General features: G+C 71.4%; 11 protein-coding genes. 3 read left to right on the forward strand and 8 right to left on the reverse strand.

The window, feature by feature from the left end:
- Window positions 1–19: 19 nt before the first annotated feature.
- On the forward strand, window positions 20–787 hold the full coding sequence (map, locus tag ACT1U9_RS03785; RefSeq protein WP_444536934.1) for a type I methionyl aminopeptidase: 768 nt from the start codon (window positions 20–22) through the stop codon (window positions 785–787).
- A gap of 228 nt (window positions 788–1,015) precedes the next feature.
- Window positions 1,016–1,669 carry a DUF4360 domain-containing protein gene (locus tag ACT1U9_RS03790; protein WP_444536935.1) on the forward strand — a complete coding sequence of 218 codons (654 nt, stop codon included), beginning with the start codon at window positions 1,016–1,018 and terminating at the stop codon, window positions 1,667–1,669.
- A 69-nt stretch (window positions 1,670–1,738) separates the two neighbouring features.
- Here the strand turns inward: ACT1U9_RS03790 and ACT1U9_RS03795 are convergent, their stop codons facing one another.
- Both ACT1U9_RS03795 and ggt read right to left on the reverse strand, forming a co-directional pair.
- The gene (locus ACT1U9_RS03795) at window positions 1,739–2,431 is read right to left on the reverse strand and encodes a glycoside hydrolase family 75 protein (protein WP_444536936.1); all 693 of its coding nucleotides are present in this window, start codon (window positions 2,429–2,431) and stop codon (window positions 1,739–1,741) included.
- A gap of 167 nt (window positions 2,432–2,598) precedes the next feature.
- Window positions 2,599–4,395, reverse strand: coding sequence for a gamma-glutamyltransferase (gene ggt, locus ACT1U9_RS03800; RefSeq protein ID WP_444536937.1), 1,797 nt, complete (start codon window positions 4,393–4,395; stop codon window positions 2,599–2,601).
- A 115-nt stretch (window positions 4,396–4,510) separates the two neighbouring features.
- Here ggt and ACT1U9_RS03805 point away from each other — a divergent pair, with 115 nt between their 5' ends.
- Window positions 4,511–5,254 carry a hypothetical protein gene (locus ACT1U9_RS03805; protein WP_444536938.1) on the forward strand — a complete coding sequence of 248 codons (744 nt, stop codon included), beginning with the start codon at window positions 4,511–4,513 and terminating at the stop codon, window positions 5,252–5,254.
- Here ACT1U9_RS03805 and ACT1U9_RS03810 read toward each other — a convergent pair.
- From ACT1U9_RS03810 to ACT1U9_RS03835, 6 genes are all read right to left on the reverse strand, one after another.
- On the reverse strand, window positions 5,251–6,510 hold the full coding sequence (locus ACT1U9_RS03810) for a cytochrome P450 (protein ID WP_444536939.1): 1,260 nt from the start codon (window positions 6,508–6,510) through the stop codon (window positions 5,251–5,253). The genes ACT1U9_RS03805 and ACT1U9_RS03810 overlap by 4 nt on opposite strands.
- Window positions 6,511–6,575: 65 nt before the next feature.
- Window positions 6,576–7,061: a hypothetical protein gene (locus tag ACT1U9_RS03815; RefSeq protein ID WP_444536940.1), complete on the reverse strand. Its 486-nt coding sequence runs from the start codon at window positions 7,059–7,061 to the stop codon at window positions 6,576–6,578.
- Window positions 7,058–8,530, reverse strand: coding sequence for an ATP-binding protein (locus tag ACT1U9_RS03820; protein ID WP_444536941.1), 1,473 nt, complete (start codon window positions 8,528–8,530; stop codon window positions 7,058–7,060). The genes ACT1U9_RS03815 and ACT1U9_RS03820 overlap by 4 nt, the downstream gene beginning before the upstream one ends.
- Window positions 8,527–9,210: a response regulator gene (locus ACT1U9_RS03825; RefSeq protein WP_444536942.1), complete on the reverse strand. Its 684-nt coding sequence runs from the start codon at window positions 9,208–9,210 to the stop codon at window positions 8,527–8,529. Before ACT1U9_RS03825 ends, ACT1U9_RS03820 begins: the two co-directional genes overlap by 4 nt.
- A gap of 68 nt (window positions 9,211–9,278) precedes the next feature.
- The gene (gene murJ / locus ACT1U9_RS03830) at window positions 9,279–10,916 is read right to left on the reverse strand and encodes a murein biosynthesis integral membrane protein MurJ (RefSeq protein WP_444536943.1); all 1,638 of its coding nucleotides are present in this window, start codon (window positions 10,914–10,916) and stop codon (window positions 9,279–9,281) included.
- Window positions 10,913–12,073 carry a lipid II:glycine glycyltransferase FemX gene (locus ACT1U9_RS03835; protein ID WP_444536944.1) on the reverse strand — a complete coding sequence of 387 codons (1,161 nt, stop codon included), beginning with the start codon at window positions 12,071–12,073 and terminating at the stop codon, window positions 10,913–10,915. The genes murJ and ACT1U9_RS03835 overlap by 4 nt, the downstream gene beginning before the upstream one ends.
- Window positions 12,074–12,127 lie beyond the last annotated feature (54 nt).

Raw genomic sequence — 12,127 nt, forward strand, 5'->3', positions numbered from 1 at the left:
GACCGGTATAGTAATTGGAATGGTAGAGATCAAGACCGATATCCAGATGGACGCGATGCGCGAGGCCGGGCGGGTCGTCGCCCGGGCGCTCGCGGCGGCACGGGACGCGGCCGACGTCGGCGTCAGCCTGCTCGAACTCGACACGGCGGCACATGAGGTGCTGCGCGCGGCGGGCGCGTCCTCGCCGTTCCTCGGCTATCACCCCGAGTTCGCGCCGGTCCCGTTCCCGGCCGTCGCGTGCATATCCGTCAACGACGCGATCGTGCACGGCATCCCGGACAGCTACCGGCTGCGCGACGGCGACCTGGTCAGCGTCGACTTCGGCGCGGCCCTGGACGGCTGGGTCGGCGACTCGGCGATCAGCTTCACGGTCGGCAAGGCGCGGCCCGAGGACGTACGGCTGATCTCCACGGCGTACGAGGCGCTGGAGGCGGGCATCGCGGCGGCGGTCGTGGGCAACCGCATCGGCGACATCGCGCATGCGATCGGCAAGGTGTGCCGGGGGGCGGGGTACGGGATTCCGGACGGGTTCGGCGGCCATGGTGTGGGGCGCCACATGCACGAGGACCCGGGGGTGCCGAACGAGGGGCGTCGGGGGCGGGGGATGGTACTGCGGCACGGGATGGTTCTGGCTATCGAGCCGATGCTGATTGCCGACGGGACCGATGACTACTATCCGGCGTCGGACGGCTGGACTCTGCGTACGGTCACCGGCGTGCGGGCTGCGCATACCGAGCACACGGTGGCCATCACGGACTCCGGTCCTCGGATTCTGACGCGGGTCTGAGCGTTCCGGGGGCGCCTGAAGTCCCCTGCCTGCGGGCCGTCTTCGGTTTCTCGCGCCGTTCCCCGCGCCCCTTACGGGGCGCGGGGAAATGACAAACCGTTCGGGCCATCCTCGTCACCCCCACGGTGGCTGGTCCGTACCTGTCGCGGAACGTGACCTCCTGGTGCCATGGACCTGCCAACCCCCCACAGGAGAAACGGGCTGGCGACATGACCTGAAGGGAGCGTCATGTTCAACGCACTGGCCATCGGCGGTGCGGCCGCCGTCATGCTGGCCGCCCCGCTCAGCACCTCCCAGCACCCGTCCGGCTGGGGCACCCCGCCGCCCGACAAGATCGTGATCGACCTCGTGACCGTCAACGGATCGGGGTGCCCGGCAGGCACCGCGGCCGTCGCCGTGTCGCCGGACAACACCGCGTTCACCGTCACCTACAGCAACTATCTGGCGCAGGTCGGCAAGGGCGCCTCGCCGACCGACCTCCGCAAGAACTGCCAGCTCGCGCTGAACGTCCACGTACCGCAGGGCTTCACCTACGCGATCGCGTCGGCCGACTACCGCGGCTTCGCGCACCTGGAGAACGGCGCGACCGCGCAGGAGAGAGCGAACTACTACTTCCAGGGCATGTCGCAGACGGCCTATATAGCGCACCCGTTCAAGGGTCCGCTCGACGACGACTGGCAGACCAACGACACCACGGACGTGGCCGCGCTGGTCTACAAGCCCTGTGGCGAGGAGCGCTATCTGAACATCAACACCGAGCTGCGGGCCGGCGTCGGCAGCTCCGACCCGGTCAACACCACCAGCTTCATCAGCATGGACTCCACGGACGCCAGCATCACCACCGTCTACCACTTCTCGTGGAAGCCGTGCCCGGTGACCTAGGGCTTCCCCGCACCACATGTGTGCGGACCGCCCACCGTTCGGCGGTCCGCACACGCCCCACACCCACGCCTAGTTGTTCGCCAGGAACTCCCGCGCCAGCTGGTCCCCCAGGGCCACCGCCGCGCTGTGGCTCTCGATCGGCTTGACCTGGGTGTTCTTGAACAGGATGTACGTGACTCCGGAGGCCGCGCCGCCGGTGGCCGGGTTGGGGTTTATCCCGAGCGCCTTGGCGGTGGCGTACGACGCCTCGCCGATGATCTTCGCCGGACCGGTGTCGCCCACCACCGCGTACTCGACCCTGTCCTTGTAGATGACGGCGACCACGCCGCCGCCCTTGATGCCCGCCGCGCTGTAGTTCCAGATGGAGCTGGAGCCGGGCACGACGACGTACGGCAGTTTCTCGGCGTTCAGCGCCCTGCCGTCGGACTGGTGGAACGCGGTGTCGCCCTGGAACCACGGGTCGGTGGTGTGGTTGCAGGCGGTGGTGGTCTGGCCGTCGCAGTCGACGTCGAGGTCGGCCTTCCAGAACACGGCCCCGTTCTTGCCGCACACCGGAATGGTCGCCGCCGTCTCGTTGTCGGTCTTGTACTTGCCGTGGGAGATCTGCGAACAGGTCGTCACCTTGGACAGCAGGTCGGCGGCGCTGACCGTGCCTTCCTGGGTACGCGTGGGCACGTCGGCGGCGCGGGCCGCCGGGAGGGCCGCGGTGGCGAGCAGGGCGGTGCCCGAGGCGACGGCAAGGGCGAGCGTTCGAGTACGCACGTGGGGACCCTTCTGTTAGGAAAGTTTCCTTACCTGACGCGCACAATCTGGCCCGTTTGCATGAGCGCGTCAACCCCACCCGCATCACATGGAACGCGGCCCCCGTCCGTAGTCGGACGAGGGCCGCGCCCCCTTCACCCGCCCGGCGGACGGGTTATGACGATTAATCACCCGGCCGGGCGCACCACCATCGCCGAGCCGCCGCCGCGCCGGACCTTCTCGGCGGCCGCCACCCAGCGGCCGTCCGCCAGCCGCTCGACCCCGGTGGCCGCGCCGATCTCCGGGTTGAGCGTGAACGCCTGCCCCAGCGCCCGCAGTTGGGTCTTGAGCGGGCTGTTGTAGAGCGCGGGTTCCAGTTCGGTCGTCGCCGCGTTGCGCTGGCTGGCGCGCGGGGCCGCGATCGCGTCCACCAGCGGCAGATGCCGGTCAAGACGGTTGATCAGCGACTGGAGCACGGTGGTGATGATGGTCGCGCCGCCCGGCGAGCCGAGCGCCATCACGGGTCGGCCGTGCCCGTCGAGCACGATCGTCGGCGACATCGAGGAGCGGGGCCGCTTGCCGGGGCCGGGCAGGTTCGGGTCGTGGACGGCCGGGTTGGCCGGGGCGAACGAGAAGTCCGTGAGCTCGTTGTTGAGCAGGAAACCCCGCCCCGGGACCGTGATGCCGCTACCACCGGTCTGCTCGATGGTGAGCGTGTACGAGACGATGTTGCCCCACTTGTCGGCCACCGTCAGATGCGTGGTGTTCTCGCCCTCGTACGTGGTGGGCGACGCCTGGCCCGATGTGCCGCAGGCCGCTGGGTGCCGGGGGTCGCCGGGTGCCAGCGGGCTGGTGAGCGCCTTGGTGTCGCTGATCAGGCAGGCGCGCGAGTCGGCGAACTTCTGCGAGAGCAGGCCCTTGGTCGGTACGTCCTCGAACGCCGGGTCGCCCACCCAGCGCCCCCGGTCCGCGAACGCGATCCGGCTCGCCTCGATGTAGTGGTGCAGATACTGGACCTCGGACGCCTTGGAGAGGTCGGTGTGCTCAAGGATGTTGAGCGCCTCGCCGACCGTGGTGCCGCCGGACGAGGAGGGCGCCATGCTGTACACCTTCAGCCCCCGGTAGCCCACCTTCGTCGGGGCCTGCCGCTTCACCTCGTACGACCGCAGGTCCTTCGCGGTGAGGTCGCCCGGTCGCGCCACCCGTGTGGAGCCGGGGGCGACCGGGGGCTTGCGGACGGTTCTCACGATGTCGCGGCCTAGGTCGCCGTCGTAGATCGCGTCGACGCCCTTGCGGCCCAACTCCTCATAAGTGCGCGCGAGATCGGGGTTCTTCAGCTTGGAGCCAACGGCGGGCAACTGCCCGCCCGGCAGGAAGAGCTTGGCGGTGGCGGGGAAGTCGGCGAACCGCGCCTGATTGTCGGCGGTCTGCTGGCGGAAGGTGGAGTCAACGGTGAATCCGTCGCGCGCCAGATGTTCGGCGGGCTTGAGCAGCCGGCTCAGCGGCTTGGAACCCCAGGCGTCGAGCGCCGCGTCCCAGGTGGCCACGGTGCCGGGGGTGCCGACGCTGAGCCCGCTGGTCACCGCGTCCGGGAACGCCAGCGGCTTGCCGTTCTCCAGGAACAGCGAGGAGGTGGCGGAGTGCGGGGCGGTCTCGCGGCCGTCGATGGTGTGCACGGTGCGGGACTTGGCGTCGTAGTAGACGAAGTATCCGCCGCCGCCGATGCCCGACGAGTACGGCTCGGTCACGCCGAGGGCGGCAGCCGTGGCGACGGCGGCGTCCACCGCGTTGCCGCCGTGCTTGAGGACGTCGATACCGGCGGCGGTGGCGTCCACGTCGACGCTGGCGACCGCGCCTCCGTACCCCACCGCCTCCGGGCTCTTCACCGGTGGTGGCGCGGTGCCCGGCGGGGCGGCCGCGACCGAGGCCGCCACGGCCGCGGCGACGGCCAGTACGGAGAGACTGCGGACGGCGGAGCGACGCATGCGTACCTCCTGGGTGCGAACGTCCGCGCAGCGTAACTCCGCCCCGGGCGCCGCGTCAGGACCGCGACCGACGCGACACGAACATGACATCCAACGCCCGCTACCATGCCCGGTCATGAACGACGACGTGCGCAATATCGTGCTGGGTGTGGTCGCGGCGGGCGTCAGCGCCTCGCTGGGCTGGCTCACCCGTACCTACCTCTGGAAACGCAAACTCCGCCGCAAGCAGACCTTCTTCGGGCTGCCCGACCACTCCGAGTGCCTCCTTGTGGTCAACCGGGACGCGGGGGCCGAGGGCGCCGTGCACCGGTTCGACGTGTTCGCGCTGCTCGAACTCTCCTCACTGATCAAGGACTGCGGGGCGCACGCCCAGATAGTCCAGCACGACATGACCCAGCAGGGCTTCGGCGAACGCACCGAGTTCTGCCTCGGGGGGCCGTACTCAAACAGGCGGATGGCCGCGCATCTGGCCTCCCTGCTGCCCGGCGTCTCGATGAACGTGGACACCGAACCCGGCCCGGACCGGGGCTCGTTCACCATCGGCAGCGAGCGCTACCGGGTGGAGGGCGGGGTCGCCGAGTACGTCATCCTCGCCCGGGTCACCGCCGGGCAGAACGGCAGGCCCGTCTTCCTCTTCTGCGGCCAGCGCGCCATCACCAACCAGGCCGCCACCCGCTATCTCGCCCGCAACCACGAGAAGCTGGCCCGCAAGCACGGCAACGGCACCTTCTGTCTGCTCCTGAAGGTCGTCAACTCGCTCGCGTACGGCCCGGACGTGGTGGAGGTCGTCGCGGACGTCACCCGCGCCGCCGTCGCCCCGGCCCCACCGGTCCGCACCTCGCACCGGGCTGCGGGCTAAGTCCCGGACAGAGGAAGCGACTTCACCCCGTTGATGAAGTTGGAGACCAGCCTGCGTGGCGGTCCCGCAAGGGTGAGCTCGGGGAACAGGCGCAGTGCCTCCTCGTGCAGTACGCGCAGTTGGAGCCGGGCGAAGTGGGCGCCCAGGCAGACGTGCGGGCCGTCGCCGAAGGAGACATGGGGGTTGGGGGTGCGGGCGAGGTCCAGGCGGTGGGGTGCGGTGAAGACCCGCTCGTCGTGGTTGGCGGAGGCGTGGAAGACCACGACCTTGTCCCCGGCCCTGATCCGCTGTCCGGCGAGGACCGTGTCCGTGGCGGCGGTACGGCGGAAGGTGAGGACCGGCGGGTGCCACCGCAGGAGTTCGTCGACGGCGGTGTCCAGCGCCACCTCGCCCGCCCGCAGCGCGCGCCGCTGGTCCGGGTGCTCGGCGAGCGCCAGGAAGCCGCCGGGCGCGGCGCTGCGTACGGTGTCGTTGCCCGCCACGGTCAGCAGGAAGAAGAACATCTCCAGCTCGGCGTCGCGCAGTTCGGAGTGCGCGAGCGAGGTCATGATGTCGTCGGCGGGCTCGCGCCTCTTGTACGCGGCGAGCTCCTGCGCGTACGCGAACATCTCGCGCAGCATCGCGGGCGAGCGCGGGTTGACCGGGCGTCCGTCGGGGCCGAGGACCGGCGGCTCGTCCGGGTCCTGGTAGCCGATGACCCGCTCGGTCCACTCCAGGAGCAGCCCCCGGTCGGCGCCCGGCACCCCGAGCAGATCGGCGAGGTTGAGCAGCGCGTAGTCGTCGGTGACCTCGGTGACCAGGTCGAACACCCCGCCCTCGGCGCCGTCCCGGGCGGCTTTGAGGAGGGTGCGTGCCCGGGCCCGTACCGCCGTCTCGAAGCGGTCGATGCGCCCGGGCGTGAACGCGCGGCTCACCAGGCGCCGCAGCCTGCCGTGGTCATGCGTGTCTGCCGCGCTCGAATCCCGTCGGGGGTCCTGGTTGAGCATCATGCGCCGGATGAACGGCAGGTCGCCGGGGGCGGGGTCGCGGATCTGGGTGGCGCCGAGCGCGGAGGAGTACGTGGCCGCGTCCTTCAGGACCCGTACGACGTCGGCGTGGCGGGTGACCGCCCAGAAGCCGGGCCCGGCGGGCCAGCCCAGCACCTCGTACTCCTCCTGCCAGGCCACCGGATGCCGCTCGCGCAGTTCCCGGTAGTCGTCGTGGGGCGGTCCGGCCGCGTACCGGCGCGGGTCGAAGACATCCGGCAGATCACTCATCGCACCAAGGTGACGCCCATGGGCGCCGCCGACAAGACCACCCGCGCACGGGCGGCACCCGGGCCTCAGAACGGGCAGTTCGCGGGGCCCAGTTTCCCGTCGGTGCCCATCACCGTCACCGTGACGCGCTCGTCCGGGGACACCGCGTGCGAGGCCGTGCACACCAGTTGCTCCCGGGCGAGGGACGAGAAGTCCTGCACGGCGCGCTCCAGCCGGATCGTCATGCTCTCGCCGTCCCTGCCGACGGCGAGACCGCCGTAGTAGTGCGGCAGTTCAGTGTCGAGCCCCGCGTCCTTCTCGGCCTCGGTGGGGCCGTTCAGGAGCAGCATGACGGCGTGGCCCGGCAGGTCCGGCACGCGGGGTTCGGCCCGGACCACCGCCAGCAGTCCGTTCGGGCCCTTGAGGTACAAGGTGGTGCCGTCGGGGCCGGTCGGCACCACATGCGCGAAGGCCGGGTCGCCCACCTCGACGACGTCGGTGGAGCGGATGCCGCACCCGGCCACCAGGAGCAGCAGCGCCGGGAACAGCAGAGCGAAACGTCCGCGTCTCATGACCGCTCCTCCTCCCCCGGCGGCCGCAACGGCAGTTCGACCGTGAACACCGCGCCCCCCTCGGGCCCGTTCGCCGCCCGGACCGTACCACCGTGCAGCCGTACGTTCTCCAGGGTGATCGCGAGCCCGAGTCCGCTGCCCGCCGAGCGGGTGCGGGCGGCGTCGGCCTTGTAGAACCGGTCGAAGATGTGCGGCAGCACGGCCGGGGCGATCCCGGGGCCGCCGTCCGTCACCTCGGTCACCAGCCGGTCGCCGTCGGCGCGCAGCGCCACCCGGACCGGGGCGGTGCCGTGCCGCAGCGCGTTGCCGACGAGGTTGGCGACGACGATGTCGAAGCGCCGGGGGTCGAGCATCGCCCGTATCCCGTGCGGCAGTTCGGCCCCGACCTGGTCCTCCCAGCGCCGGTTCTGGAGGGTCTTGCGGATCGTCTCGGCGACGTCGACCTCGTCGAGGTTGAGCTCGGCGGCCCTGGCGTCGAAGCGGGAGATCTCCATCAGGTCCTCGACGAGGGTGGCGAGCTTGCCGGTCTCGGCGGAGACGAGCCGGACCGCGGCCGCCGTGTCGGGGTCGAGCCGGGCCGCGTCCTCGTCCAGGACCTCGGTGACGGCGAGCATCCCGGCGAGCGGGGTGCGCAGCTCGTGCGAGACGTCGGAGGCGAACCTGCGGGCCCTGGCCTCGGCCTTCTGGAGCTCCTCGACGGACCGCTCCAACGCCTCGGCCGACTCGTTGAACGTCCAGGCCAGATCGGCCAGTTCATCCGAGCCCTTCACCTCGATACGGGTGTCCAGGCGGCCCTTGCCCATGCTGCTGGCGGCCCGCCGCAGATCGCGGACCGGACGCAGCACACTGCGCGCGGCGAGCAGCGCGGGCACCAGGGCGACGGCGAGCGCGGGCAGCGCGCCGTCGCGGGCGGCGGTGACCATCGCCTGGACGTTGCCCTCCTCGGTGCTGAGCGGCATCACCGCGTACACCGTGATCCCGGTGGGCTGCGCGGGCTGCTGTCCCGCCACGCCGAGCATCACCGGCATGCCGACGGTGAGCCAGGGCTGGCCGTCCTTCACCACCCGCTGGAAGGCGCCGTGCGGATTGGCGCGGGCGCGGCGGCGCAGGTCGTCGGTGAGGACGCCCGACGTGGTCTGGCTGACGTTGGAGGCGCGCAGCGTGCCGTACTCGGCGAACACGTACCAGGGGTGCGGCTTGCCCTGGCGGCCCACGGCGAGGCTGAGTTCGCGCAGCGAGGTGCGGGTCATCGGCAGCTTGACCGTCTGGGCGCCGATCTGGTCGCGCAGCTGGGCGACCGCGGTGTCCTGGGCCTGCTGGAGGATGGCCGAGCGCGCCTCCTGGTAGATCAGGGTCGCGGTGGTGCCCGCGGCGATCGCGGCGACCAGCAGGAACGCGGCGACCAGCCGGGCCCGCAGTCCAAGGCGTCCGGCCCGTCTGAGCCTGCGTATGTGGAACCGGCCGGTCACTGCAGCGGGCCGAAGCGGTAGCCGAAGCCGCGCACGGTCTGGATGTAGAGCGGGCTGCCGGGCACGTCCTCGATCTTGTGCCGCAGCCGCCGTACACAGGCGTCGACTAGCCGCGCGTCGCCGTGGTAGCTGTGCTCCCACACCGATTCGAGCAGCTGCTGGCGGCTGAAGACCTGCTCGGGCGAGGCGGCGAGATGCAGCAGCAGCTTCAGCTCGGAGGGCGCGAGCGGCACCCGCTCGCCCGACTTGGCGGCGGTGAGCCCCGCCCGGTCCAGGGCGAGTTCACCGTGGAATTCGAGGCCGGGCCGCCCGCCCGGGTCGGCGAGCCGGCGCAGTACGGCCCGGATGCGCGCCTCGATGACCTCGGTGCGGGCGGGCTTGACGATGTAGTCGTCGGCGCCCGCTTCGAGGCCGACCACCACGTCGAAGTCGTCGCCGCGCGCGGTGAGCATGATGATCGGCAGCTGGCTGGTCTCGCGTATCTTCCGGCAGACCTGTACGCCGTTGATGCCGGGCAGCATCAGATCGAGCAGGACCAGTTCGGGCTGGAACGTCTTGAGCGCCGCCAGCCCGGCCTCGCCGGTCTCGGCGGCGCTCACCTCATGGCCGCGCCTGCGCAGGCCCAGCTCGACCCCTTCCCGTACGGAGGGGTCGTCCTCGATGAGCAGCACGCGTGGCATGAAGATCAGTATCCCAGCAGTCTCGTAGGGCTCAGTTGACCCAAGTAACCCGGCAGTACCGGAGCGCCTCAGCGGCCCCGGCCGCCCCGCAGTTTGCCGACCATGTCGTTGATCCCGTCGAGCCGCAGCGGACGGGCGAGCAGCGCCACCGTCACCAGGAGCACCGCGGCCCCGGCCCCGGCGGCCGCGAAGTCGCCGAGCCGGTCGGCCGCGCGGGCGGCCCCGTAACCGAGCAGGGCGGCGGGCGCGCAGCCGAGCAGCAGCCGGCCGTGCGCGCCCAGGGCGGGCGAGCGCAGCAACGCGCCGCCGCCCAGCCTGCGGTTGAGGGTGTACGCGGTGACCGCGAGCCCGATGAACAGCGCGAGCGAGTACGCCCCGGCCATCCCCGTCACCGCCCAGCGCGCGGGCAGCACCACATAGGCGAGCGCCGAGAAGGCGGCGTTGCACCCGGCGATGACCAGGTTCAGCAGGAACGGGGTGCGGGTGTCGCCGAGCGCGTAGAAGCCGCGCGAGAGCACGTACTGCCCGGAGAAGGCGATGAGTCCGGGCGCGAACGCCTGGAGCATCCCCGCCATCACCGCCACGTCGTCGGGGCCGGTGCGCGCGTACCCGAAGACCGCGCCCATCACCCACGGCGCGAGCGCGAGCAGCGCGCACGCGGCCGGGACGATCATCGCGGCGCTGGTGCGCAGCCCGTAGGAGAGATCGCGCCGCACCGCCGCGGGGTCGTCGTCGGCGGCCGACCGGCTCATCCTCGGCATCAGCGCGGTGAGCAGCGAGACGGTGACGATGCCGTGCGGCACCACCCACAGCTGATACGCGTTGGTGTACGCGGCATAGCCCGCGCCGCCCGCCACGCCCTCGGTGTGCGCGTGCTGCCCGGCCCGGGTGGAGAGCGTGGTGACCACCCAGTACGCGATCTGGTTGGTCAGCACCAGGAGCACCAGCCAGCCCGCCGAGCGCAGCGGGCGGGTGATGCCGCTGCCGCGCCAGTCGAAGCGGGGCCGCCAGCGGAACCGGGCCGCGCGAAGGGCCGGGACCAGGGCGAGCGCCTGGACGGCGATGCCCGCGGTGGTGCCCCAGCCCAGCAGCCGGGTGTCGGCGGCGCTGAGGGTGTTGCCCGCCGTGCCGGCGGTGGCGAGGTAGAGCCCGAACACCGCGATGACGACGACGTTGTTGAGGACCGGCGTCCACATCATGGCGCCGAACCGGCCGCGCGCGTTGAGGACTTGGCCGAGCAGCGTGAACAGGCCGTAGAAGAGGATCTGCGGCAGGCAGTAGCGGGCGAAGGCGAGGGTGAGGTCGGCCTGGGCGCCGGTGTAGTCGGTGTAGAGGCCGACGATGGCGGGCGCGGCCGCCACGGCCGCCGCCGTGATGACGACGAGCGCGGCGGTGCAGGCGGTGAGCAGCCGGTCGGTGTAGGCGGCGCCGCCGTCGCTGTGCTCCTTGGCGGCGCGGACCAGTTCGGGCACGAAGACCGCGTTGAGGGTGCCGCCGATGAGCAGGGTGTACAGGATGTTGGGGACGTTGTTGGCGACCGCGAAACCGTCGCCGACGAGCCCGACGCCGAGGGCCGCCGCGACCACCGCCGAGCGGACGAACCCGGTGGCCCGCGAGACGATCGAGCCGGCGGCCATCACGGCGCCGCTGCGCCCGACCGACGCCTTCGCCGCGTGCCGGGGCCCGGTCCTGGTCTGTGCCGTCACCGGCGGGCCAGATAGGCCTGGAACGCGCGGTACAGCGCGTGGTTGGCGGTGCCGTTCATCGGTGTCTCCCACTCCCCCAACGTCTCGACGACCTGTCCGCCGGTGCCCAGTTTCCACCGCAGCAAACCGAAGGGACGGTCGTCTGGATCAAGGGTCGAGGGTATCCCGCGCATGTCGTAGACCTCGGCGCCGAGCGCGTGGGCGTCCAGCAGCATCTGCCACTGGAGCGCGTTGCTGGGGCGCACCTCACGGCGGTGATCCGCGGAGGCACCTGTCTGGTACCAGACCCGCCGCCCCGCGGTGATCATGGTGTGGGCGGCCAGGATCTCGCCCTGGTGGACGGCGAGGTAGAGCCGCATACGGCCGGGCTGCTCGGCGTTGAGCACGGCGTACTGGCGCTGGTAGTACGCGAGGTCGCGGCCGAGCCGGAAGCCGTCGCGCTCCTCGGTGATCCTCAGCAGCCGGTAGAACTCGGGCAGATCGGCGGCGCCGCCCACCAGGACCTCGACGCCCGCCTTCTTGGCGGTGCGCACATTGCGCCGCCACTCCTGGTTGAGCCCGCTCCACAGCTGGTCGGGCTGGCGCCCTGCCAGTTGCACCTGGAAGACGAAGCGCGGCTGGGCGTCCGCGTCCCCGTCGTCGTCCCCGCCGCACCGCTTCCAGCCGCGCGCCCGCAGCCGCTCGGCGACGGCCGTGCCGAGCGGGTCGACCTCACTGGCGAGCACATCGGCGATCTTGCGGCCCGGCCCGGTCGCCGACTTCAGCAGCGGCGCGTTCCAGCGCCGGTACGCGGGCGAGGGCCCGATCCGTACGGCGAAGGCGCCCGCGCGGCGCAGATGGCGCAGCAACGGCCCCAGCCAGCGGTCGATTTCGGGGTCGGCCCAGTCGGCGACCGGCCCCTCCGGCAGATAGGCGAAGTATTTGCGGGTGCCCGGGAATTGCCGGTAGAGAACGAGCGCCGCACCCTTCAATTCCCCGTTGTCAAGGTACCAACCGACCCTTTCCGAGGACCATTGGTCCTTCACCTGTGCCCACGAGGGGTGCTGCAGAAAGCTCACGCCGCTCCAGGTCGCCAGAAAGGACCGGTACTCGGCGACGCTGAGGCCGCGCAGCTGCAGGTCCTGGTCACGGTCACCGGTCACAAGCAGTGCGGACACGCGTGTGGCCTCCCAAGTGCGCCCCGTCGTCGGTCCTGCGGGGATGCACAGGAT

Source organism: Streptomyces sp. BR1 (genome assembly GCF_052373795.1).
Classification (GTDB): domain Bacteria; phylum Actinomycetota; class Actinomycetes; order Streptomycetales; family Streptomycetaceae; genus Streptomyces.